Genomic DNA, 24,651 nt, shown 5'->3' with positions numbered 1-24,651 from the left:
CGGAAGGGTTTTTTCATAGGGCTTGCACGGACCCACTATTCTTCAAGTGCTCTCGACGCCTCCAGTTTAGGGGGATTCACTGTGCTTGGGCGGAATATTTGAGGGGCTTATCGGGCGCTGTGCTCAGCAGATTCCAGCCGCCTTCCATCAACGCTTGCCAGTCTCAGGGAACCTTTGACGCCACTGACTGACACGCTGCTCTGATCAGGACCACAGCTCGGCCACGTCCAGTATGCGCTGGGCCACTTCCACGATCTTCAGGTTTTTGTCCATGGCGGTTTTGCGCAGCTTGGCGTACGCCGCGTCCTCGCTGAGCTGCTGACGCTGCATCAGCAATGCTTTGGCCCGGTCAATCACCTTGCGGTCTTGCAAGGTGGCGCTCAGTGCATTGAGTTCGTCGCGTGTGTCTGCCAGCTCTTGGCGCAGCGCTTGTTCGTGTTGGAAGCGGGCCAGCGCGACATCCAGAATCGGCCGTATGCGTTCGGCTTGAAGCCCCGCGACGATGTAGGCCGACACACCCGCAGCCACTGCAGCGCGGGCATTGTCTGCGTCATGGTCATTGGTAAACATGACGATGGGGCGGCGCGCATCACGCGTGGCCATGACAACATGTTCCAGTGCATCTCTCGCTTCGCTTTCCGCGTCGACAATGATCAAGTCGGGCTGCAACTGGGCCAAACGTTCGGTCAAAAAAACGTCGGGCGGCAGGGAGGCCACCAAGTTGAACCCATTTTCAAGCAAACCAATACGCAAGCTGCGCGAGCGCTCCGCCTGCTCAAGGGCATGGCTGTCGCCCGGATCCTCAACATCCAGTTCCGCAGTGATGACAACAATTCGCAGTGCTTCGGTCATGGTGAACGGCATGCAAGCAAGTTTCGCACCATAAGGGTGCTTGGGGCCCCTTACACTGAGCACTTGCTAACCGGTGATGGGCGCAAGCTAGGGCGCAGGGCCGCGTGCCATGCTACAGACGATGGAAACGGGGTACATGTGAATTACAAAACTTATGGCCTGGGCCGCGTGGTGGTTTTGGTGCTGGGTCTTTGGGCTGGGCAAGCCTTGGCCGAATGCACTGCGCAGCCTCAGGCGCCTAGCACCGAGCACATCGCGACGGCCCAGGCCAATGTCCGAGACCGCGGGTTTTTGTGGCGGGTAAGCAAAGGTGGGCACAGTTCTTATGTCTATGGGACCGCGCACGTGGCTGCGTGGGACTGGGCGTTTCCTGGACCTGTTTTGGGGCAGGCGTGGCATGAAGCGGATGTGCTTGCACTAGAAATAAATCCCTTAGAGCCAGAGACTGCGAGCACCCTGGAGCAGAAGATGAGCGCGAAGACTGCGCCACCTTTGCCAGCCGCTTTGAACGCGCGCATGCAGGCGGTGGCGGACCGGCTTTGTATAGCACGAGAGGCTTTGGTGCGCTATCGCCCCGAGATGCAGCTAGCCACTCTGGCGAGCATGGTAGCGCGGGACCAGGGCTTGGAGCCCACCTATGGCATTGACTTGCAAATGGCACTGATGGCGAACGCTGCCCAGCGACCCATCGTGTCTTTGGAAACCGTTGACGAGCAGCTGGAGGCATTGCGCGATGACAAGGCGCCCCTTGCACAACGCAATGCTGACGTGGCCTCGGCCTTGCGCGACTTGGAGAGCGGCAAAACCCGCAGTATGTTGATCAAGCTGATGCAAGCCTGGGCAAACCATGACTTGGCTACCCTGGAAAATTACGCCGCCTGGTGTGCCTGTATCAAAACGGCTTCAGAGAAAGCAGCTATGAAACGCTTGGTGGATGACCGCAACCCTGTCATGGCCCAACGATTGGATGCGCTGCATGCTGCGGGGACCAAGGTGTTGTTGGCGGTGGGCGCCTTACATTTGGCAGGCCCCACCGGCTTACCCACCCTACTGGCGAAGCAGGGCTACACGGTACAGCGCTTGTACTAATGGAGCAGGCCTTAGAGTCCAGCGTGTGGTAACTCCGTGCGAGTGCTTGGCTGAGACTAAGGCCGCATTCTCATCGGTAGACGGATCATGCTTCACGGTGGGGCAGTAGGTGGTAGCGCAAGCGCCGGGCCTTTGGATGCCTTTGTCTTGGGCCAAGCGGCGCAGCCTGTCAACAAGGCGACACGAAAGCATGCCTACTTGCTGCGCATCAAAATGGAAGACGTGGCGGTGGCTATGATGAAGTTTTGGAGCCAATGCAATGCAAAAATTTAGATGGAATGCCGCCTTGATGGCCCTGCTAATTGCGGGGTCATTGGGTGCCGGGGCCAACGCGGCTGAACTCAAACTGCGCATCTTAGAGACGACTGATGTGCACATGAACCTGTTGAGCTACGACTACTACCAAGACAAAGCGACCGACCAATACGGTTTGGCACGCACGGTTAGCCTGATCAAGGCTGCGCGGGGCGAGGCGACCAACAGTATGCTGTTTGACAACGGAGACTTGTTGCAAGGTAACCCCTTGGGAGACTTGGTGGCCAAAGTGCACCCACTCAAAGAGGGGCAAGTTCACCCCGCCTACAAGGTGATGAACCAGATGGGCTATGACGCCGCCAACATTGGCAACCACGAATTCAATTACGGCCTGGCGTTTTTGCGCCGCTCCTTGCAGGGCGCCAACTTCCCTTACGTCAATTCCAATGTGTTTTTGGATAACACCGCCAAGGACAGCGCCAACCCAACGCATGCTTTCACACCTTATGTGCTGTTGGACCGCACCTTCAAAGACTCCCAAGGTGCCAGTCACAACCTCAAGGTCGGCGTGATTGGCTTTGTGCCACCCCAAATCATGCAGTGGGACAAGGCCAACTTAGAAGGTCAGGTCGTCACCCTGGATATGGCTGATATGGCGAAAAAGTATGTGCCTGAAATGCGAGCCAAGGGCGCACAACTGGTGATCGCCATTCCGCATTCCGGGTTTGAAAAAGGTGAGGTAGGGCAGTTTGCGGAAAACTCGGTGTCGCGCTTGGCCGAGGTGCCAAGTATCGACGCCATTTTGTTCGGCCATGCGCATGCCGAGTTCCCGAGCAAGGCGTTTGCCACCTACCCCAAAGTGGACATCGAGCGTGGCACGATCAACGGGGTTGCTGCTGTCATGCCAGGTCGCTGGGGTGACCATTTGGGCGTGGTGGACTTCACACTGGACAACAGCAGCGGCGCGTGGAAAGTGGTGGACAGCCGCTCCACCATACGCCCCATCTTTGACCGTGTGGCCAAGAAGTCCGTGGCCGAGATCGACCCCATGGTCGAAAAAGCCGTTGGTGCAGAGCACGCACAAACCTTGGAGTACGTGCGTGGCAAGGTGGCCTTTAGCAGCGCACCCATTTACAGCTACTTCGCGCAGGTGGGCGATGATTCCTCCGTGCAAATCGTGTCCAACGCGCAAATTGCCTACGTCAAACGTGCTATGCAGGGTACCGAGTACGAAAAGTACCCTGTGCTTTCGGCAGCTGCGCCTTTTAAATCGGGCGGACGCCAAGGCTGGGGCTACTACACCGACATTCCCGCGGGGCCCTTGGCCATCAAGCACGTGGCCGACCTGTACATCTACCCCAACACCCTTAAGGCCATGCTGCTGACCGGTGCAGAGATTAAAGAGTGGCTGGAAATGTCAGCCGGGCAGTTCAACCAAATTGACCCCAAAGGCACCGCGCCCCAAGCCCTGCTCAATGACGCCTTTCCCTCCTACAACTTTGACGCCATAGACGGTGTGAGCTACGAGGTGGATGTGACCCAGCCCGCCAAGTACGACACCAAGGGCGCCGTGGTGTCTGCAGCGTCCAGCCGGATCAAGAACCTGCGTTTTGAAGGTGCGCCCATTCGCTTGGACGCCAAGTTCATTGTGGCCACCAACAACTACCGTGCCTATGGAGGCGGCAACTTCCCTGGACTGAACGCCAGCAAAGTGGTGCTAGATGCGCCAGAGGAAAACCGCCAGACCCTGGTCGAATACCTCACCATGATGGACACCTTGGCCCCCGGCAAACAAGTGAACCCCAGCGCAGACGGCAATTGGCGCATTGCCGCCATCCCCGGCGTCAAACCTACCTTCTTGTCTGCCAGCGCTGCCCAAAAGTATTTGGACAAACACCCCAGCATCCGCTTGGTGAAAGACAACGGCGACGGTTCAGCGCTCTACGAACTGGGCTACTAAGCCCAAGGCCCTGGTCCCGTGGTCAGTGCGACTGCGGGGCAGGGGCCTTTTTCTTATTGGGCAAGCCCGGTGGAGTTCAGTGGCCCTGCTGCGCTTGCAACTGCACTTCGTTCCAGCTGCCGCGTTCATACTGTTGCAAGCCCTTTGCATCAAATCGCCACAGGTACAGCCAGCCGTTGTCTAAGAGTTGCTGCACCACGGCATGTTTCTGGATGACGGTTTCAATGGCTTGCTGGGGTGCATCAATGACCACGGTGAGCCGCAAAGGTTCGTGCATCCACCGCTTGCCGTCGTGCAAAGATTGTTGCGACAAGCCAATGCGCAGGTCGCCTCCATTGCCCTCAAACACGCCAAGGTGGCCCCCCACCACGTTGTGCAGCACCTTGTTGCCGCTGCCCAAATGCAGCGGCTCGCAGGTTGAGGCGTGGTATTGCCAGTTAATCCAGTGCGTGACGAGCATGGGGGCCGTCATCAGCAGTTCCAGCACGCTGCCATCGGCATCCTGCGATGCCTCATAGTCGTGCAGAAAACTGCGCCCCTCTAGGCGCACACCTCGGCTACGTGCCCGTGGTGCGATCAAGAACGCCGCATTGCCCGCCAAGCCCCATTCGGGGCGCGTTTGCGCGCCGTCATTGGCGCGCAAACGCAATTGGCTGAGTAGCGCGGTGTGCGTGGCACTGGGGTCCAGCCCCAGTGTGGGCGCCCGTTCCCGTCGTACCTGGTCGCAGGCATGCGCGAAGACGCTTTGCAAGCGGTCCCAGCGCGTGCGGGCAGCGCTGGGTAGCAAGTCTAGGTCAAAGCCCTCGATCTCGTCGGTGGTGGTGTTGTGCAGCGCGGCCACGAACACTGTGTCTTCTGGAATCGTGATGCCGTGTGCGAGCAGGCCATGGCGCACCGCTGTCTCATTGAGTAGCAGCGCCAGGCTTCGGGCGTTGACCTCACCGGTTTGGCCGCAGCATGCGCCGCAATCCAGAGCCGCTGCGTGGGCATTGTTGGTCGTTTGGCTGCCGTGGCCCACCAGCAAGACCAAGGGCGCGAGCTGGCGGTCCAAGCCCATGGCGTGCAACACGCGCGCTGCAAGCGTCACTTTGGCATCCAGTTCCAAGCCTGTGACCTGCGGGCGGCACAGGGGCCGGTAACGCACGGGCAGACCATCGAGGTCATCGCGCGCGCGCGCCGCTTGGGTGGGCTTGAGCCATTGCCCCAGCTTGCCAAGGTAGCTGAAACCAGCCGCCTCCACAAACGAGAACGCAGCGCCCGGCCAGCGGCTGGCGGCCTGCCATTGGTCTGACCAGCCAAAACGGTCCAGCCGGGCTTCATGGGCCGCGCTTTGCATCGCGTCATCCGTAGCACCTTGGCTGTTGCTGGGGGCCACCATCCGGTCCTGCACTTCGATGCCTGGTGCCAGTAGCCCGGGCAGCTGGGGCCGACGTGCGTGCGTGGCCAACGGGGTGTAGGCAGCGGCCAAGCCAAAGAACCCTGCAAACCCGATGGTCTGAATGGCTGGCCACACCGACTCCAGCGCGCGGCGCAGGGGTTCGCTGCGTACATCAATGCAAAAAGCCGCCTGCACTTCAACCGCCTGTGGCGCAGCGCTTTCGCTAGCACCTAAGACCAGCTTGTGCGCCAGTGTGCGTTGGTAGCCCGCTTCCAGCGCGCGTTGCCACACCTCGTCGACCAGCAACGCCTCTTGGGCGTGTGCCAATAGTGCGGGGGCATGGCTCCACTCGCCTTGGAGCGCGGCGAAGGCGTGGCTGTTGGCGGTTCCGCCTTTGCACTCCAGCAAAATAGCGCCCCACGCCAGCCGAATGGCCAGTAGCTCGCGCAAGTGGGTGTCGCTGCGGCCTTCCAGGCGCGCCTGCCAACCCAAGTAGGCACACCAAGACGCCCAGCCGTTGACCGTGAGCAACACCGCTTCCAGGTAGTCCGCCCACACCGCCTGTGGCAGGCCTAGGCGCTGCAGTACCCAGCGCTCTGCGTCTTGGCGGGTGCGTGGCAATGCTTGCAGGGCTTTGCCAAGATGGGGCAGACCCATCAGCATGCCTATGCCGTGGTCGTGCTGCAGCGTGTAGCGCCAAAACGCATACAGACCTTGCGCGCGCTCGGGCTGCCAATCGGCCTGGTGTTCGTCAAAGTAGGCGGCGCAGGTTTGGCTCACCTGGTGGGTGATCGCTTGACGCCACGACAGGCGGGTATGGCGCTTGGGGTCGTTGTCCAGCACCTCAATCAACAAGGGCAACTGGGCCACCGGTTGGTCGGTGTGCAGTGCGCCTACACATTGCGCTGCCGATAGCTTTGCGGCCGCGCCGGGCACTTGGGTCAAGGCATAGTCCAAGTCAGCCGCGGTGATGCGACCTTCTTCCCAAGCTTGCAGCTGGTTGGGGCGCGTGGGAAACACTTGCACGCCACCCAAGACCGCCATGCGTGCCGCTACCTGCCGCACGGGCATGCCAATGCGGGACCAATGTGGATTCACCGCAATCGCGCGGTCCAGCGGCCATGCGGGTGCAATGGCTTGGCAGGCTTGCGCACAGGCCGCTTCGGCTTCTGTCTGGTATGGCCAATCTACAGCAGGGCTAGGCATTGCGGAGTTCGGGGTCTGGGTGTCTGTTGACCTTGGGGCGCTCGGGCTCAATGTGTCCATGGGGATCTCCTGGAGTTCTGTTTAGGGGTGGGCTGTGGCGTCAACGCGCGTACCGATGGGTGTGCCGGTGTGCGATGCATGCGGTGCCCAGTGGCTAGGCCAGAGCTGCAAAGCCAGGCGCGTGTAGAGCTCGTCGACATAAAAGCCTGCATAGCTCCAGCGGCGCCATCTGCGCAGCGCGTTGGGGCGAATCTGCAGCACCACCAAGCACCCATACAAAGCCGCCATGCCTAGCAATGTGACCAGGCCCAGCGTATGGTGTGGCACATCGCGAATGCCGAGCGGCAGGCTGTGCAACAGCAGTGCCAGCGTGGCCAGACCCACAATCATCAGCAGGCCTGAGCAGGTCTGCAAGACAACAGCCCGCAGACTGGCGCGCGCTGGGTCCAGCCACACCATAGGGGCCCAGGCCAAGCCCATCACCGCGCTCCACCACCAAGGCCAAGCAGCGGGGTTTACCAGTGTTTGCATCAGCACTACGGCGGCTACCGCAAGGACCGGGGCTATGCACAGGCTCACGGGGGTTGGCCCATGGGCACTGCGCATCATCTGCAAACGCGTCTCGCGCACGGCGCTAGAGGCCGACAAAAACGCGTGGGCTTTGTACAGCGAATGTCCGATCAAGTGCAGCGCCGCCAGCGTGTACAGCCCCAGACCGCATTCCAGCAGCATGAAGCCCATTTGTGCCACGGTGGACCACGCCAAGCGCACTTTGATGCTGATGCGCGTCAGCATCACCAAACCGGCCAGCACGGCGGTGCCCAAGCCGAAGGCGATGAGCAGCGAGCGTGCGGGTGTGGCCTGTTCCAGCAGCGGCGCAAAACGGATCAGCACAAAGCCCCCCAAGTTCACCACGCCTGCATGCAGCAAGGCCGACACCGGGGTAGGGGCCTCCATCACCTGGATCAGCCAGCCATGCACCGGCAACAGCGCGGTGCGCACAACCACCGCCAGCACCAAGCACACCGCGCTCAGGTGCAGGGAGGTGGACATTCCCTCGCGTGCAATGTGGGCCCACAGCGCGGTTAAGGAGCCTGTACCCACTTCAGTCCAGGCCAAGCCTGCCGCCGCAATCAGCAGCACATCGGCCATGCGGTCGGCAATGCGCTTTTTGTGGGCCGCCAGCAGGGCAAAGGGGCGGTCCGGGTAAAAGCACAGCAGGTGTTGCAGTGCCACCCCCACCAAAGCCCAGGCGGCGATCAACACCACCCAGTGGTCAGCCAACAGCAGCACATGTACGGCCGCCAATACGCCGGCCAGCGCAGCCATATAGCGCCGCTGGCGGTGCTCGCCCTCCAGATAGCGGGCAGAAAACACCCCAATCACCCAGCCCAGCAGTTGCACCAACACCGCCAAAACGCTCCCCAAGCGGGTCGGGTTGAGCCCAGCCTGCGCCTCCACGAGGTAGGGCACCAGCAGGGCGGACACCACGCTAAAGCCCAGCGCCGCGCCTGAGAGCGCGTTGCACGTCTGCCAAAGTGCGGCGGTAGGGCGGTCTTGCCGGCGGGGCGTGAGCAAGGCCAGCAGCATCAATGCGGCGGGCATACAGAGACTAACGGTTGCGGCAACTTGAAGCAAAGTCATAAAAAGCACCTCAAAGAGAAAGTTGTCGTATGCTGCCCGTCCTATAACGTTCTGTAAAATACATTGATAGTTTTAAAACGTTCTGTATAAAAGAACAATGAACCTAGAGCAACTGAACTTTCACCACCTGTTCTACTTCTGGCGCGTTGCCAAGTTGGGACATCTAACCCGCGCTGCGGAGGAGTTGCACACCTCGCAGTCGGCCTTGTCGGCCCAAATCCGGCAGCTGGAAGAGCGCTTGGGTGAGGCCCTGTTTTTGCGGGAAGGTCGCCGCCTGCTGCTGACCGACACGGGCCAACTCGTGCTCTCGTATGCCGACAACATCTATGGCTTAGGCCAAGAAATGCTGGGGCGGCTGCAGGGGCAGAGTGAGGGCATCACCCGGCTGCGTGTAGGCAGCATGGCCACGCTGTCGCGTAACTACCAAGAAAACTGGATTCGCCCTCTGCTGACCGACCCCTCGGTCGTGCTCACGCTGGAGTCAGGCTTGTTGGAGGGCTTGCTGGCCCGCCTGCTGCAGCACCAGCTGGATGTGGTGCTGGCCAATGAGACCGTGCCCGCCGACCCGGAACGCCCCTTGCACTGCCGCTTTCTGGGGAGCCAGGCGGTTTCATTGGTAGGCCCCAGCAAGGTGTGGCAAGCCCACAGCCTGCGTGTGCCTGAAGACCTGCAAGGCATGGACTTGGCCGTACCTGGCCCACGCCACGCGGTGCGGGCCCAGTTTGATGCCCTGTGCGCCGCCGCCGGAGTCACCCCCCGCTTGCGCGCCGAGGTGGACGACATGGCCATGCTGCGCCTGATTGCCCGCGACAGTGATTGGCTCACGGTCTTGCCCGAGGTGGTGGTGCAGGACGAATTGCTGGCGGGCAGCTTGGTGGTGGTGGGCCAGTCCGCCCAGCTCAAAGAACGGTTCTATGCCATCACCACGCCGCACCGGCATCGCACCGACATTGTGGAGCGCTTGCTGTCGCTCTCACCGCAAAACCCTAGGCAAGCCGACGCTTTGGCGGCTGGTACTCGGTAAACGCCGAAGCCAGCGCAGGGCCCACGCTAGCGCTTCTTTCGCATCTCTTCTAAAATATGGTTTTATATACAGTATTTTGAACTGAATGCCCATGCCATAAGCATTGCAGCGCAGTTCATTGGGGCTGTCAGCGATGGAGCAACAGGCCATGGAGTCTGCGGAATCGGTTGAAACCCTGGGGCGCACGGCCATGCCTGCGGGGGAGGGGGCGCCTGCCTATGCGGAGTTGGTGTGCCTGTCTAACTTCAGCTTTCAACGGGGGGCGTCGCAGCCGGAGGAGCTGGTGGCGCGCGCGCACCGTTTGGGCTACAGCGCCTTGGCCTTGGTGGACGAGTGCTCGGTGGCCGGGGTGGTGCGTGCGCATGGGGAGGCGCAGCGCCTGGGGCTCAAGCTGTTGCTGGGCGCGCAGTTTCGGGTGCCGCTGGGCGCGCAGGCCCACGCTCAGGGGCAGACCGCCACCCGTGGCACCGCCCATACTGGCGCGGCAGGTTTTACCGCCGTGGTGCTGGCCCACTCCTTGGAGGGCTGGGGCCATCTGTGCGCCTTCATCACCCAAGCGCGCATGGCCGCGCCCAAGGGCGAGTACTGCGTGGGCTGGGGGCTTGCGTATGCCGCGCACTGGGCAAGCCTGCAGGCGTGCGAAGTGCTGCTGCATTTTGATGGCGCTATAAAAACAGAAGCGGCTTGCGCAGTATCCATGGGCGCTAGAGCCCTATTTGGCCCTAATTTGTGGTTGTGTGCCAGTGCGGGCTTGGTGTCAGGTGACAGCTTGCAGGCGCAGCGGGTGCAGCAAATTGCAGCTCTCAGCGGCGTGCCCGTGGTGGCCACGGGCATGGTGCACATGCATGTGCGCTCACGCAAACCTTTGCAAGATGTGCTGACTGCCGTGCGCCTGGGGCTCCCGGTGTCGGCCTGTGGGTTTGCCTTGCAAGCCAATGCGGAGTCGCACATGCGGGTGCGGGCGCGGCTGGCTGCTTTGTTCCCCGCGCAGTGGCTGGCCAATACCTTGGAAGTGGCCCAGCGCTGTACCTTTAGCTTGGACGCGTTGCGTTACCACTACCCGCTAGAGGCGGTGCTGCCCGGCCAAACCCCGGCCCAAACGCTGCGCCACTACACCGAAGAAGGGGCGCTGGTGCGCTACCCCACTGGTGTGCCACCGCAGGTGCGCCAGCAGCTGGAGCATGAGCTGGTCTTGATTGCGGAGATGCGCTACGAGATGTACTTTTTGACCGTGCACGACATCGTGCGCTTTGCACGCAGCCAGGGCATTTTGTGCCAGGGGCGGGGCTCGGCGGCCAATTCAGCCGTGTGTTACTGCTTGGGCGTGACCGAGGTCAACCCCACGGAAACCAATTTGCTGTTTGAGCGTTTCATCTCCAAAGAGCGCAACGAGCCGCCCGATATTGATGTGGACTTTGAGCACCAGCGCCGCGAGGAGGTGATCCAGTACATCTATGCCAAATACGGCCGCGAGCGCGCCGCCATTGCCGCCACCGTGATCAGCTACCGGCCCCGCAGTGCCTTGCGCGATGTGGGGCGTGCGCTGGAGATCCCCGACGCACTGATTGCCGCTTTGTCCAAAGAGCACCCCGGCATGTACAGCCGCGAGGTTTTGGCCGAGCGTCTGGGTGATGCCCTGGCGCGCCTAGGGCCCGACTTTCAAGCGCCTACAGCGCGGCGCATGCAGCAGTGGGTGGACTTGAGCACGCAGTTGCAGCGCTTCCCCCGCCACCTGAGCCAGCACGTGGGCGGCTTTGTGCTGACGCAGGGGCCGCTCACGCGCATCGTGCCGGTGGAAAACGCCTCCATGCCGGACCGCTCCATCATCCAGTGGGACAAAGACGACCTCGATGCCGTGGGCCTGATGAAGGTGGATGTGCTGGCCTTGGGCATGCTCAGCGCCATTCGCCGCTGCTTGGCGCTTATCACCCAGTGGCGCGGCTTGCCACGCCCCATGCGCATGCAAGACATTCCGCGCGAAGACACGGCCACTTACGACATGATTTGCCGGGCCGACACGGTGGGCGTGTTTCAGATTGAGAGCCGCGCCCAAATGAGCATGTTGCCGCGCCTCAAGCCCCGCACGTTTTACGACCTGGTGGTGGAAGTGGCCATCGTGCGGCCCGGCCCCATACAAGGCGGCATGGTGCACCCCTACCTCAAGGCCCGGCAAAACCCCGAGGCCGTGACCTACCCCAGCCCACAGCTCAAGCAGGCCTTGGTGCGCACCCTGGGCGTGCCCATTTTTCAAGAGCAGGTGATGCAAATTGCCATGGCGGCAGCCAACTTCAGCGCGGGCGAGGCGGACCAGCTGCGCCGCTCCATGGCCGCGTGGAAGCGCAAGGGCGGCGTGAGCAAGTTTTACGACCGCTTGGTGGGCGGCATGCTCAAAAACGGCTACACCCAAGCATTTGCGGACACGCTGTTTCAGCAGATTGAAGGCTTTGGCGAGTACGGATTTCCAGAGAGCCACGCGGCCAGCTTTGCGTTGTTGGTCTACATCAGCTGCTGGCTCAAGTGGCATGAGCCCGCCTGCTTTTTAGCGGCCATGCTCAACAGCCAGCCGCTGGGGTTTTACGGGCCCTCGCAGCTCGTGCAAGACGCCCAACGCCATGGCGTAGAAGTGCGTGCCGTGGCCGTGGCCCACAGCGATTGGGATTGCACCTTGGAGCCTGCAGCACCGTCAGCAGCCCATGGTGGGGCAGACGCAGCACAGACCCATCAAGCGGCTGTGCGCCTAGGCCTGCGCTTGGTGGGCGGCTTGTCGCAAGAGGTGGGCCTGCGCATCAGTGCGCAGCGCGCGCTGGCGCCGTTCACCAGCACCCAAGACTTGGCGTTGCGCTGCCAGCTCGACGCGGGCGATTTGAAAGCCTTGGCCAGTGCCGACGCGCTGCAGTCTTTGAGTGGCCACCGCCGCCAGCAAGTGTGGGACGCTTCTGCTTTGCGGCCCGCCCCCGCATTGTTGCAAGGCGTGCCCATTGAGGAAGACCCCTTGTATTTGCCCGCCGCTGCCGAGGGAGAAGAAGTGACGTTTGACTACGCTGCCTTAGGGCTCACTTTGCGCTCGCATCCCTTGCTGCTATTGCGCAGCCAGCTATCAAAAATGAAGCTGCTTACCGCCGCGCAGATGCGCAACTACCCCAGTGGCCGCTTGGTGCGCGCATGCGGCATCGTCACCATGCGCCAGCGCCCGCAAACCGCCAAAGGCGTGGTCTTCGTCACGCTGGAAGACGAGACCGGCTCCGTCAACGTCATTGTGTGGAAAGCAGTGAAAGAGCAGTTCCGCCAAGAGGTCTACCAAGCGCGGCTCATGGCGGTGTACGGCATCTGGCAGCGCGACGAAGCCAGCGGCGGCGAAGTCCGCCACGTGATCGCCAAGCGGCTTGTTGACCTCACGCCCATGCTGGGCGACTTGGCCACGATCAGCCGGGACTTTCATTGACGGTGGGGCGTGCGCGCGCCGTGCAGCGTTGACAAGCTGCCGGACTGCGGCCAATACTCGCCGCCATGACACATCTCGTTTGGCTTGTGGCGACACTGTGCTTCTCTCTAGGAGCGGTGCAGGCGCAGGTGCTAGCGGTTGCGCCCAAACTGCCGGTTCTGGTCACTTCTGCCGATGGCAAAACGCCTGACGGCGGTCAGGCGGTAGAGATCCTCACGGAGGCAGCGCGCAGGGCTGGGCTCACGCTGAAGATGGAGATCCAGCCGTGGTCCCGAGCGCTGTTAACCGGGTCGCAGACCGCCAACGTTTTGCTGTTCCCCGTGGTGCGAACGGCAGAGCGCGAAGCCCAGTTTGAATGGCTAGGCCCCGTCAACCGGGTGGAGTATTGGGTGTTTCGCCGCACCGAGGGGTTAGCGCCAGTGGCTAAAACTTTGGATGACTTGAAGTCGGCCTCCATCGGCACCCTTGCCAACAATGCCAACAATGAATGGTTAAAAGCCAAGTTGCCAATGGCCACGATCCAACCCGTTCCCCTGTACAGCAGTTTGGCCCCCATGCTGTTTTTGGACAGGTTTGATTACTTGGTCGCAGCGCGCAGCACCTTTTTTGCAGAACTCGAACGGCTTGGCAAGCCAAGAGCTTCGGTACAAGCCCTATTCCCCCTGGTCGATGATGTGGCGGACGCCAAGTCGTATGTGGTGTTAGCCAAGGGCTCTGACCCGCAGCTAGTCCGTAGCATCAGAACTGCCCTAGAGCGCATGGCGGCGGACGGCACCTGGGACAAGATGTACAGAAAGTACCAGTAGTCATTTTTTCACGACGGCATCAGGCGCATGCAGCCGTTCGCGTCCTCAGCCAGGGCGCGTTGCCCGTTTCGGTCTAGGCTGTGATACCTTTGCGCCCCACCTTTTCACCCGGACCTTTCTATGCCACGCCTAGGCAGCATTCATCTCTATCCCATCAAGTCCACGGCAGGCATGGAACTGCCCCGCGCTTTCGTGAGCGAAGAGGGCTTGCTGGGCGACAGGCGCTATATGGTGGTGCAGCCAGACGGCACGTTTGTGACGGCCCGCACCCACCCCCAGTTGCAACTCTTGCGTGCAACCCCGCAAGACGGCGGCTTGCACCTGGCCTACCCGGGCCATGCCATCCTGAATTTGTATGAAAAAGACTTCAGCCTGGAGCCGCAAGCCACTGCGGTGTGGAGCGACCGTTTTACTGCTTTGCGCACCCATCCCCAGGCCGATGCTTGGTTCAGCCAAGTGTTGGGTGAGCCGGTGCGCTTGTTGTGGGTGGGTGCACGCTCTGCGCGTTATCGCGCCGCAACCGGCACGCGGGTCAGCATGGCCGATGGCTACCCGGTGCTGCTGATTGGCCAAGCCTCCTTGGACGACCTGAATCTGCGCTCTCACGCCTTGCACCAGATGCGCCAATTCCGTACCAACTTGGTGGCCACGGGCACCCAGCCGTTTGAGGAAGACAGCTGGAAGCGCATTCGCATCGGCGAGGTGGAGTTTGCGGTGCTTAAGCCATGTAGCCGCTGCATCATGACCACGGTGGAGCCGGGCACAGACCGCTTCAACGTGCTGCGCGAGCCGCTGTCTACGCTGGCGCGCTATCGCCGGGGGGACGATGGAGAGGTGTACTTTGGCCAAAACCTCGTGGCCCTTAATGAGGGGTGGGTGGAGGCCGGCAGCCCCATTGAGGTCTTGGAAACGGTGGAGCCCGTGGTCTACGCCGATACCGCGCCCAAGAAGCGGGTCTTGGTGTGTGTGGCCCGTGAGCCAGTGGCCCGTGATTTCGAAACCTTTTGGCTAGAAGCGGCCGATGGTCAACCGTTACCCAGTTACTTGCCGGGCCAACATCTGCCTGTCAGCGTCGATGTAGAGGGCCAGCGCCACCAGCGCCGTTACACCTTGAGCTCAAGCCCAGACCAGTTGGCACGCTACAGCATGAGCGTTAAACGCCAAAGCGATGGCCGCGTGTCATCCTGGTTGCACCAAGCGCTGCAAGTTGGTAGCACCTTGCTCGCCGAACCCCCTGCGGGGGACTTTCACTTGGGGGCTGGGCGCACGCTGTTGTTGCTCTCGGCAGGCTCGGGCGTGACGCCTATGTTGTCGATGGCGCGCACCTTGGCGTTGCGTGGCGAGCTCGGTGGGGTGCACTTGATGCACCTGTGCCGCAGCGAGGCGGACCTACCCGCTGCCGCCGAACTGGCGGCCATGCAGCAGCAAGGCTTGCAACTCACGTGGATCTTGAGCCAGCCCGGACCCCACTGGCGGGGCTTGCACGGACGGTTGAGTGACGCGCACTTGGCGCAAGTGCAGGGCTTGCTGGCGCGTGAGGTCTTTCTTTGCGGGCCTGAGGGCTTTATGGCAGATGCTGCCGATCGCTTGCGGGGATTGGGAGTGCCCGCAACCCACATCCAGCAAGAGCGATTTGGTGGCACTGCGCGTGGGGTGGACCGCCCCCATCAAGCGCTACAACTGCGCATTGGCACGCACAGCATTGCGGGAAATAACCAAGCCACCATTTTGGATCAGGCCCATAAGCACGGCGTGGCCTTGCCCTGGAGCTGCCGGGCTGGCGTTTGCGGCACTTGCAAGCAGACCTTGCTTTCGGGTGAGGTAGACCAGGCAGAGGTTCCCGCCATCACGGAAGCAGAGCGGGCGCAAGGCAAGGTGCTGACCTGCTGCGCAGTGCCGCTGAGCGACGTGGTGCTTGGTCCGCTGTGAATACTTTTTTTTTTGATCCCCTGCATCCAAACGCCCAAAGCCTACCTTCTCTAGCTAGGCCACTAAAAGGTGTTGGCGCGCTGGCGGTAGTACTCGGTTACCAGCGGGTCTGCCGTGGCGAGCTCTGCGATGCTGAGTGCACTCAAACCCTCGTGCTGGGTGGCTTTGAGCAGGCCTTGGCCTTCAGGGGTGTTCGGGAACTGCAGCAAGTTTTGGCTTAGTTTGGGGGCTTGGGCACTCCAGCGAGGGTGCGCCAAATAGGCCATGGGGGTGAGGCCTTTGGGGCAGCGCGTCAGCACTTTGAAGCGTGTGCTCAGCTCAGGCGGCAACAAGGTCAAGGTGGAGGCTGAGCCCACCGCAGCAGGTGCATCTCCGTTGAGCATGCGCTGCACACAGTTGCGCTGGGTGCCTGCAACCACCAGTTTGACATCGCGCCCAGGCACCACGCCATGGTCTCGGATGTCGCGCAGCGCAATGAGCACATGCACCGCAAATGGATCAGCCACTAACACCGCACGTTGGGACAGGTCTTGCAATCGCTTCAGGGGGCTTTCGGTTGGCACCACTACCAAAGGCTCCAGCGCCGCAGTGGCGCGGGCCAAGGGCGAAAAACCCTCTTCGCGCTGTAGCAGACGCGCCACGTGGGGCGACGCGCCGATGATGTCGAACTCGCCTTTGCGGGCGCGCTCAATGAACTGTTCAAAGTCTGGCGCAGTGGCCAAAACACAAGGCCTGCCTAAAGTGCGCTCAATCAGCGCCACGATGGGCTCGTACAGGCGTACCAACTGCTGCACGGGCAAGTAAGGCACCATGCCAAACACCAAACTACGCTCGCCACTTGGCGTTTGTGCCGCCACGCTGTGCACCAAAGGCAGCGCACCCAGCATACGTAAGCAGTGTCTACGGTTGAGGTGCATGGACATAGGATCTCTTTCGGTGCGCTAAAGCGGTGCGTAGGTGCTGGCCACAGAGTCCGCGACCAAAGGGGCTAGCAAGGGCAAGTCCAGCACAAAGGTGCTTCCTTGGCCCACGGTGCTGGTGACGCTGATGTGCCCGCCCAGCAGGCCATGGACGATATTGCGAACAATCGACAGGCCAAGCCCTGACCCACCCTGGCCCATTTTGGTGGTGAAAAAAGGGTCAAACACGTGTTCCAGCACATTCGCAGGCATGCCAGCGCCGTTGTCTTGCACGCGCAGCTCAACCCGCTGGCCGCCCGCCACGAGGGTGGCACTGATGCGCAGCAGTCCCGTGCTGTTGGGGCCAAACGCATGGCGTTCTGCGTTTTGGATGAGGTTGGAAATGACCTGGTCCAGGGGGCCGGGGTAACTGTCCATCACCACGCCAGTAGGGATATCCAACTCAATGGCATGCGCGCTGTGTTTGAGTCCGTAAGACATGGCGCGCATCAGGTCAGATACGATAGACAGCAAGTCAAAGCGCCGCCGTTGTTGCGAGGCGTCGTCTACGGCAACCCGCTTGAAGCTGGTGATGAGCTCGGCGGCTTTTTGGCTGGATTTGACCACCAGACCGGCCATTTCTTGCCCTGTACCTAGTGCTGCAATCAGGCCTTTTCTGGACGCGGTTTGGTTCTGAACGCTGGTGTCTGTCTCTCGCAAAAGGCTTTGTAGGGAAGACGCTGTGAGTAAGGCGTTGCCGATCGGCGTGTTGAGCTCGTGAGAAATACCGGCCACCAAGGCCCCCAGCGAGGCCAGCTTTTTAGCCTCTACCAGTTCGTCTTGTGTGAGCTGTAATCGGTCCAAGGTTTGCTCAAGGTGCTGCGTGCGTTCGCTGACCCGATGCTCCAGCACCGCATGGGATTCTTGTAAGCGCTTTTCTGCACTTTCCAATGCGGTAAATCGTTCACTCAGCACCTCAGACATGTGGTTAAAGGCTGTAGCCAGCTTGGCGAGTTCATCTTTGCCTGTTGCCGCAATGCGCACGTCTTGCTCGCCCGCCGCCATGCGGTCGGCGCCATTGCGCAAGGCCGTCAAACTGCGGGTAAGCACGCCCGACCAATAGACCAACAAGAGAGCAGCAAGCACCATGGTGCCTAAGCAGATCGCCAGCATACGCCCCAAAATTTGGTCGGTTGCGGCTTCAATTCCCCCTCTGTCGAGGCTGAAACGTGCAACACCGTAGTTACGCTGGCCCACCCGCAGCGTGGTTTCGGACAGGGAGGCGGCAGAAGCACTGGTGCTGCCCGCTTGGCTCAGCAACTGCTGGTTGCTGTCGCGCACCTCCAGAAAAGTGAAATCGCCCCGTTGCACGAGGTCGTGGCTCAGTTCGTCCAGTCCCGCCAAGTCACGCTGCGCTAACAAAGGCCCGAGGGCACTGGAGAGCAGGGCGGCACTGCGCGCGCTATCACGGCTACTTTGCTGCGACATCGCGTCCACAATCACCACGCGCGTGGCCAGCAAAATGGCCAGAGTGGTGAGAGAGAAAACGAGGACCGTGGCCAAGACCAGTTTTTGCCGAAGCGTGCGCATGCAAACGAGGGGTTGTGTGTGACTGTGCCAGCATAGTCGGGAACATGCGTGCGCACAAGCCATAAAGAGGCCGGAAAACGCCCTCTGAACTCGGTGTGCACGTTCTGCGTGTGGAAACCGGTGACCTTTTGCAAAGACTCAGGTACGATGCAAAAGCGGACGCGGTTGAACTTCCTTTTGGGGACACCAGACATGACGGACACCACCCACCTTGAGGCCAAAGTGCTGTTGCTGGACCATGATTCCGTGCACTGCAAGACGCTGACTGACTTTTGCGCCTCGATTGGTTTGCTAGCCTTGCTGCGTACGGCGCACGATGCCATCGCTTCGCTAGAGAGCAACAAAGATTTGGCAGGTGTTCTGTTGGCAGAAGACATGCCATGTGATGGACCCGATGGCTTGGCACTGGCGCAAGCCATACACAAGCTACGCCCCGAGCTTCCCATTTTTTTGCGCCGCACATCCACGCGCGGTTTGACGGCGTCTGAACAGCAAGCCGTAGGGCACCAGTGGCAATCCGACGACATTGATGGCTTGCGTGCCAGTGTGGAGCGCACCATCTTCAGTTTGCGCTACCCCACGGCGTTGGTGGACGGTATTGTGGATCTCACCACTTCCGCGTTGCGCTCGATGTTCCCCAATGCCCTGGTGCAGTCAGAGTCTCCGTATGTGGTGCATGACCGCATCATCCATGGCGAGGTGTCCACCCTGATTCCGATTGAGAGCACCTGGTGTCGTGGTTACATGATGCTGCAAACCGAAGAGAGCGCGCTGCGCCAAGGCTTGGTGCAGGGCCTGAGCTTTCAGGGTGTTGGAGGCGACCTTAACTTCCGTGAGATCAATAACTTGCTGGGGGAGACGACCAACTTGATTTGGGGTGCGTTTAAGAACCGCTACATACCGCCCCAAGCCTTTGCCAACCAGCAAACGCAAGTGCCCATTGTGATTAACCATGCGCACAAATACATTTCCTTTGGCTCGCCCGACCCCCAACTGTGCATCCGTTATCAGCTCACCGACCCAGGTCGTTTGGGGGCGCAGGCCTTGGTCATCGTGCAACGATTTATATTTAACCTGCACTGGTCCCCAGAGGACTTTGCAGTGTTTGCAGCGGCAGCATCTGAGGGCACCCCTACAGGCGACTTGGACTTGTTTTGAATGTGCCTTGGGCAAGGAGAAAAACACAATGGCGAACGTTTTGGTAGTTGATGACTCCAGCACAATGCGAGAGATTGTGTCCAGTTATCTGCGTAAGAACGGGTTTGAGGTGACGACGGCCACCGATGGCCGCGATGGAATAGCGCAACTGCGCGCTGACCCCGCCATTCGGCTGGTGGTCAGTGATGTCAATATGCCCATCATGGATGGCCTGATGATGGCTGAAAAAATTCGCACCGAACTAGACAACAAGAGCGTACACATCATCATGCTCACGACCGAAGACAACCCCTTGATGCGCGAGCGAGGCAAGGCCATTGGGGTTACGGGTTGGATCGTCAAACCCTTCAGAGGCGAGGCGGTTCTGGGACCCTTTAAACGCTTGTGTGGCCTTCAGCCTTAGCCATTAAGCAGGGTCTTTACACCTGCGCTTTGCGGCTGAGTCGCAGCCATAGTTTTTGCCCAGCCAGCGCAGCGGCGGCACTGATGGCACTTCTCTATGCCATGTCCAGCGCTGCCAGCCAATAAGGCCAGGCTTTCAACGCGGCTAGTTGGGTGAGGTGGTAAGTGGCATACGCACCGAAACCCAACAGGGCACCGCGCAGTGGTACCAAGGTGCCGCAATTACTCCAATCCACAGCACATCTAGCACCACCATTACACAGGCACCGGTAAGCCAGCTGGCAAAACGGGCTTTTGAGGGAGGCATGGTTTCATTGCGCAGGGTGTGGCGCAGTGCAGGGTATCTGCATCTCAAACGTGGTCCCGTGGCCCAGCGCAGAGCGCACATGGAGTGTGCCCCCCAGTACCTTTTTGACCAGGTTTTCGACAATCGTCATCCCCAGTCCCGTGCCACCACGGCCAATCTTGGTGCTGAAGAACGGGTGAAACAATTGGTTGAGCAGCGTTGCGTCCATGCCTGCACCATCGTCGCTCACCGTCAGATGCACCATGCCGTCTTGCGCGTGGGCTGCGATGTGCACAGTGCCTTGCTGCTTATGTTCAAACGCGTGCAGGTAAGCATTGTTAACCAGGTTGATCACCACCTGACCCAAAGCGCCTGGATAGCTGGCGACCCATAGTTCTGGAGCTATGTCGACCGTGACCTGATGCTTGTAGCGCTTGAGGGTAGGGCTCATGGTGTCCAAGACCTCGGTGACTACGGCGGCCACCTCAAACTCACGCATTTGTTCGCTGGCCTGGTCAGAGGCTACTTGCTTGAAACTTGTAAGCAACTCCACCGCACGGTGCAAATTGCGCTCGACCAGCGCCGTGCCATCGCTGATTTGCTCCACGAATTGCGCCAAGTCGGAGCGCTTGACCTGGCCCGCCTCGTACTGCATAAGAAAGTGACGTGCTGCGGCTGAGCAGGTGCTGGCAGCCATGAGGCTGTTGCCCAGCGGTGTATTGAGTTCATGCGACACACTAGCCACCAAGGTACTGAGCGTGGCTTTGGCCGCGCTGCGCGCCAATTCTTCTTGTGACTTGTGGAGCGACTGCATGGCTGCACTCAGCTGTTCAGAGCGCTCGGCCACCCGCTCTTCTAGGGTTTCGTTGAGTTCACGGATGTGTGCTTCGGCTTGCTTGCGTTCGGTAATGTCGATGTGTACCCCCGCCATCTTGAGGGCGCGCCCTTCAGGGCTGCGGCTAGACACTTGGCCGTGCGCGGCAACCCATATCCAGCGCCCGTCTTTGTGCAGTACCCGGTGCTCGTGGTTGTAGTAAGCGGTCTGCCCTTTAAAGTGGCTAAACATGGCGTCCATGATGCCCTCTAAGTCAGCGGGATGGCAAACGCGCATCAGTGTGGTGGTGCTTATGGGCTCAAGCTCTTCCAGGCGGTAGCCCAGTATCTCTGCCCAACGTGCGTTGACTTCCACCTCACCCGTAGTCAGGTCATAGGTCATGGTGCCCGCGTGGGTGCCTTGCACGATGTTGCGAAGTTGCTCACGCTCGTCTTGCAAGGCTCGCTCCGTGGCCTTGCGTTCCGTCACATCCAAGTAGGTCGTGACCATGCCGCCGTCCGGCGTGGGTTGCCCCATGATCTCCAGCGTGATGCCGTCGCTTGGGCGCGTGCGTTCGAATCGGTGGGCGATGAACTGGCGCGCCGCATCAATGCGCATCTTGGCCAGCATGTACGGGTCACCAGGGCCATATTCTCCGCGCTCGGCATTGAACAAAGCCAGTGCGGTGAATGAAATACCCGGCTTGCAAAGCTCCGCGGGTAGGTCCAGCAGCTCCCCAAATTTTTGGTTGCAGAGCTCAATTTCTAAGTCAGCGTTTACAAAACTAATGCCTTGGTTCACATTGCTGATGACTTGTTCCAACATGTCTGCTTTGTGGGCCAGTTCTTTCTCTCGTTGGCGCAGTTCTTGGGTGCGGGCATCTACGCGTTGCTCAAGTTCGGCGCTGAGGGCGACCAGCGCCTGCTCGCGCAAGCGCGCTTGCGTGACATCGGTATACGTAGTGGCCATGCCACCACCTGGTAGCGGGTTGCCGCAGACTTCGATGATGCTGCCGTCGGGGCGCTTGCGCTCAAAGCGGTGCGGCAAAAACTGCCTGGCCAATGCAAGGCGTGGTTTAACCAAGGCCTCAATATCGCCAGGCCCGTACTCGCCCATGGCTGCATTGTGTCTGAGCCCTTGCTCCAAGGTGGCGCCCACTTGGCACAGATGGTCAGGGAAGTTGAGCATGGCCTGAAACCGCTTATTGGCAGCCACCATCACCAAGTCACGGTCAAAAACGGTAAACCCGATGTCCAACTGGTCTAAGCCTTGCGCTAGCAAAGCCAGTTTTTCATCCGCCCCAAGGTCAATTGCCATGCACGCTCCAAACGCTTTACCCGTACCTCTGTAAGACGTTCAGTCTGCCCAATACCCGCCATTCGCGCAAGGGGCGGGCCTTTTAAGCCTATGACTATGCGTGAAAATGGCTTTGCAGAGCTGGGTAGAGTTGGCGATATCGATCGTACCGAGGTGCTAGTAGGGCTTGATGGCGAAGACTTGGGTTAAACAACTGGCCACTCTCCAGCGGGGAGCAAACCTCTTCTTCCAACCCACCATCTGCGAGCTGCGCAAGGCGTGCTGCACCCAGTGCGGCAGCAATAGGGGCATTGGTAGAGCGTTGCAAGGTACGGTTTAACGCACTGGCCACAAGCTGGGCCCATGCATCGCTGCGTGCACCACCACCCACCAACGCTAAGGCTGGCTGTTGGCTGGCAGTCACGTTGGGCTGGCCCATGGCAGCTAAGCCGTCGCGCAGCCCAAACGAGACCCCTTCCATGACGGCATAGGCAATGTCTGCCGCACCATGCTCACCGCGCATGCCCATCAAAACACCCGTGGCCATGGGGTTGTTGTGGGGCGTGCGCTCTCCACTGAGGTAGGGTAAAAATAGGGGCGCCTGGGCTTGTTCCGTTTCAGTCAGTGAGGCAGCTTTGTGCGCAAAGTCGGCTTCATTGGTGCAACCGGTGAGTCGTGCCGCCCAACTGAAGGCGCTGGCGGCGCTGAGCATGACCGACATCTGGTGCCACCGTTGCGGGATCGCATGTGCAAAGGCATGCAATGCAAGTGCTGGTGCAGGCGCATAAGTCGTACCCACCTGGAACACCACGCCAGATGTACCAAGCGACACAAAGCCTTGGCCCTCGGAGGTCGCACCTACGCCAATGGCACTGGCCGCGTTGTCCCCAGCTCCACCGGCCACAATGATCTGCGGTGACAAGCCCCATTGCGCTGCCAATGGCGTGCGCAGCGTTCCGCTGGACGCGCTGCCTTCTATCAACCGTGGCATATAGCTTAGGTTCAGACCACATGCCTCTAGCATGGGTACGCTCCAGCAGCGTTTCGCAACATCAAGCCATAAAGTGCCAGACGCATCGGACATGTCGCTCACATAGTCGCCCACAAGTTGCAAGCGCAGCCAGTCCTTGGGCAGCAGCACTTTTCGGGTGCGGGTAAACACCTGCGGTTCATGGGTGCGCAACCAACAAAGCTTGGGCGCTGTGAACCCCGGCATGGCCAAGTTGCCCGTGATATGGCGAGACTCTGGCACTTGCGCTTCCAGTGCCAAGCACTCTGCATGCGCACGCCCATCGTTCCACAAAATGGCAGGTCGCAGGACTTGGTCTTGCGCGTCCAACACCACGGCGCCATGCATTTGGCCTGATAAACCGATGGCCCTAACCTGTGCCCACGCCTGTGGGGCCGTGTGGCGCAAATGCGCCACGGCATCTTCTAGCGCATGCCACCATGCGTGCGGGTCTTGCTCACTCCATAGCGGGTGCGGACGCTGCACCGTGAGCGCGGCGTCTGAAGTGGCTACAAGGGTTTTCTGCGCGTCTAAAAGCACTAGCTTGATGCCAGAAGTTCCTAAATCAATGCCAAGATACATGCAAAGTCCTTAGGCTTTGACGCCAAAGCGGCTCGCCGCCTGGCGTCGGTACTCGCTGGGGGTCATGCCTCTGATGTCCAAAAAACGCCGGTTGAAATTGGCCAAGTTGTTAAACCCCACCTCGAAGCCAATGTCAGCAATGAAGTGGTCTGACTCCATCAGCAACTGACACGCCCGCGTGACCCGCACATGGTTCACAAAATCGGTAAAGGTGTTGCCGGTGGCGCGTCTGAAGAATCGTGAGAACCGACTTTCCGTCATGCCCAGTTCTTGCGCGAGTTCGGAGGCGGCCAATGGTTCTGCGATGTTTTCAGTGATGCGATTCAGGATCACATTGATTTGGTCTTGCTGCGCGTCACTGTCTACGCTCTGTAGCTGTGCGTTAGACAGCAAGCGGTAGTCCGTGCATTGGCTCAGCTCCGCCATGAAGGCGCAAAACGCGGCGAGGCGGGCCAAGCCCCGGTTGGCTTTGACACGGTGCCAATGTTCTTGCGCAGTACGCAACATGCCAAAGAACTCTATGCCGTGCTTGGCTCGTTCGAGCAGCGGCAGCATGTCGCGTAGTTCGGCAATGTGCTGGGCGCCCGCTTCAATGGGGCCATGCAAAAACTGGATCACCAAGTCACGCTCTGCCACTCCACCCGGCGGCGCATCCATGGTGACCCAGTTGTGGGGCAATCGGGGACCCGTTAACACCAAGTTGCCCGGCTGAAAAGGTCCAATCCAGTCACCTACAAACGCCTTGCCTGAGGTGGCCGTAATCAGGTGCAGCTCGTATTCATCATGGCAGTGCCAACGCGCCAAGGGGGTGGGGTAGCCGTGGTCCAGACAGCGTATGAACCCTACCTCGGCCGTGGGCTCGTAGCCCAAGGACGGATTGCGGTTGTAGTCAGCCTCTAGTTCGGGGCCCCGCTGTCGTGGTGTGGTGGGGTGCTTGTTTGCTGCCATGGCACTTCTTGCAATAGGTTGTCGCTGTTTGCGGATGCGCTGTTTATAGCCAATGTGATGCGCTGATGCAGGACCTTTGCAG

Annotated in this window: 18 protein-coding genes; 9 read left to right on the top strand and 9 right to left on the bottom strand. The window is 60.3% G+C overall.

What is annotated here, in order from left to right; translation table 11 throughout:
- Window positions 1-204: 204 nt before the first annotated feature.
- Window positions 205-852 carry an ANTAR domain-containing response regulator gene (locus tag EXZ61_RS17665; protein ID WP_142813006.1) on the bottom strand — a complete coding sequence of 216 codons (648 nt, stop codon included), beginning with the start codon at window positions 850-852 and terminating at the stop codon, window positions 205-207.
- Between the two features lie 138 nt (window positions 853-990).
- On the opposite strand from EXZ61_RS17665, the gene EXZ61_RS17660 reads away from it, so the two are divergent.
- The 3 genes from EXZ61_RS17660 (at window position 991) to EXZ61_RS17650 (ending at window position 4,156) form a co-directional block, all read left to right on the top strand.
- On the top strand, window positions 991-1,941 hold the full coding sequence (locus EXZ61_RS17660; RefSeq protein ID WP_168224810.1) for a TraB/GumN family protein: 951 nt from the start codon (window positions 991-993) through the stop codon (window positions 1,939-1,941).
- Window positions 1,942-2,028: 87 nt separating this feature from the next.
- Window positions 2,029-2,214 (top strand): hypothetical protein, encoded by a 186-nt coding sequence (locus tag EXZ61_RS17655; RefSeq protein ID WP_142813004.1) that lies wholly within the window; start codon window positions 2,029-2,031, stop codon window positions 2,212-2,214.
- Complete coding sequence (locus EXZ61_RS17650) at window positions 2,201-4,156, top strand: bifunctional 2',3'-cyclic-nucleotide 2'-phosphodiesterase/3'-nucleotidase (protein WP_142813003.1); 1,956 nt, start codon at window positions 2,201-2,203, stop codon at window positions 4,154-4,156. The genes EXZ61_RS17655 and EXZ61_RS17650 overlap by 14 nt, the downstream gene beginning before the upstream one ends.
- A gap of 76 nt (window positions 4,157-4,232) precedes the next feature.
- Here the strand turns inward: EXZ61_RS17650 and EXZ61_RS17645 are convergent, their stop codons facing one another.
- Entirely contained in the window at window positions 4,233-6,800 is a 2,568-nt protein-coding gene (locus EXZ61_RS17645; RefSeq protein ID WP_142813002.1) for a YbcC family protein, read from the bottom strand.
- A gap of 21 nt (window positions 6,801-6,821) precedes the next feature.
- Entirely contained in the window at window positions 6,822-8,384 is a 1,563-nt protein-coding gene (locus EXZ61_RS17640) for an NADH-quinone oxidoreductase subunit L (protein WP_142813001.1), read from the bottom strand.
- Between the two features lie 97 nt (window positions 8,385-8,481).
- On the opposite strand from EXZ61_RS17640, the gene EXZ61_RS17635 reads away from it, so the two are divergent.
- The 4 genes from EXZ61_RS17635 (at window position 8,482) to EXZ61_RS17620 (ending at window position 15,585) form a co-directional block, all read left to right on the top strand.
- Window positions 8,482-9,408 carry a LysR substrate-binding domain-containing protein gene (locus tag EXZ61_RS17635; RefSeq protein ID WP_142813000.1) on the top strand — a complete coding sequence of 309 codons (927 nt, stop codon included), beginning with the start codon at window positions 8,482-8,484 and terminating at the stop codon, window positions 9,406-9,408.
- A 190-nt stretch (window positions 9,409-9,598) separates the two neighbouring features.
- Complete coding sequence (locus EXZ61_RS17630) at window positions 9,599-12,850, top strand: error-prone DNA polymerase (RefSeq protein WP_168224868.1); 3,252 nt, start codon at window positions 9,599-9,601, stop codon at window positions 12,848-12,850.
- 65 nt (window positions 12,851-12,915) lie between these two features.
- Window positions 12,916-13,656, top strand: coding sequence for a substrate-binding periplasmic protein (locus EXZ61_RS17625; RefSeq protein WP_142812998.1), 741 nt, complete (start codon window positions 12,916-12,918; stop codon window positions 13,654-13,656).
- Window positions 13,657-13,776: 120 nt separating this feature from the next.
- Complete coding sequence (locus tag EXZ61_RS17620; protein ID WP_142812997.1) at window positions 13,777-15,585, top strand: hybrid-cluster NAD(P)-dependent oxidoreductase; 1,809 nt, start codon at window positions 13,777-13,779, stop codon at window positions 15,583-15,585.
- Window positions 15,586-15,647: 62 nt separating this feature from the next.
- Here EXZ61_RS17620 and EXZ61_RS17615 read toward each other — a convergent pair whose 3' ends face one another.
- Together EXZ61_RS17615 and EXZ61_RS17610 are read right to left on the bottom strand one after the other, a co-directional pair.
- The gene (locus EXZ61_RS17615) at window positions 15,648-16,508 is read right to left on the bottom strand and encodes a phosphate/phosphite/phosphonate ABC transporter substrate-binding protein (protein WP_142812996.1); all 861 of its coding nucleotides are present in this window, start codon (window positions 16,506-16,508) and stop codon (window positions 15,648-15,650) included.
- 18 nt (window positions 16,509-16,526) lie between these two features.
- Window positions 16,527-18,074 (bottom strand): sensor histidine kinase, encoded by a 1,548-nt coding sequence (locus EXZ61_RS17610; RefSeq protein ID WP_168224809.1) that lies wholly within the window; start codon window positions 18,072-18,074, stop codon window positions 16,527-16,529.
- Window positions 18,075-18,266: 192 nt separating this feature from the next.
- Between EXZ61_RS17610 and EXZ61_RS17605 the strand changes: the two genes are divergently transcribed.
- The gene (locus EXZ61_RS17605) at window positions 18,267-19,232 is read left to right on the top strand and encodes a chemotaxis protein CheX (protein WP_168224808.1); all 966 of its coding nucleotides are present in this window, start codon (window positions 18,267-18,269) and stop codon (window positions 19,230-19,232) included.
- Between the two features lie 28 nt (window positions 19,233-19,260).
- Window positions 19,261-19,635 carry a response regulator gene (locus EXZ61_RS17600; protein ID WP_142812993.1) on the top strand — a complete coding sequence of 125 codons (375 nt, stop codon included), beginning with the start codon at window positions 19,261-19,263 and terminating at the stop codon, window positions 19,633-19,635.
- Between the two features lie 94 nt (window positions 19,636-19,729).
- On the opposite strand, the gene EXZ61_RS22635 is transcribed toward EXZ61_RS17600, so the two are convergent.
- From EXZ61_RS22635 to EXZ61_RS17580, 4 genes are all read right to left on the bottom strand, one after another.
- Window positions 19,730-19,870, bottom strand: coding sequence for a DUF2177 family protein (locus EXZ61_RS22635; protein ID WP_168224807.1), 141 nt, complete (start codon window positions 19,868-19,870; stop codon window positions 19,730-19,732).
- 75 nt (window positions 19,871-19,945) lie between these two features.
- Window positions 19,946-22,051, bottom strand: coding sequence for a PAS-domain containing protein (locus EXZ61_RS17590; protein ID WP_142812992.1), 2,106 nt, complete (start codon window positions 22,049-22,051; stop codon window positions 19,946-19,948).
- A gap of 94 nt (window positions 22,052-22,145) precedes the next feature.
- Window positions 22,146-23,621: a xylulokinase gene (gene xylB / locus EXZ61_RS17585; RefSeq protein WP_142812991.1), complete on the bottom strand. Its 1,476-nt coding sequence runs from the start codon at window positions 23,619-23,621 to the stop codon at window positions 22,146-22,148.
- Between the two features lie 9 nt (window positions 23,622-23,630).
- Window positions 23,631-24,569: a helix-turn-helix domain-containing protein gene (locus tag EXZ61_RS17580; RefSeq protein WP_142812990.1), complete on the bottom strand. Its 939-nt coding sequence runs from the start codon at window positions 24,567-24,569 to the stop codon at window positions 23,631-23,633.
- Between the last annotated feature and the right edge of the window lie 82 nt (window positions 24,570-24,651).

This window comes from Rhodoferax aquaticus, assembly GCF_006974105.1.
Lineage (GTDB): Bacteria > Pseudomonadota > Gammaproteobacteria > Burkholderiales > Burkholderiaceae_C > Allorhodoferax > Allorhodoferax aquaticus_A.
This window is presented reverse-complemented; position numbering and strand designations above follow the sequence as displayed.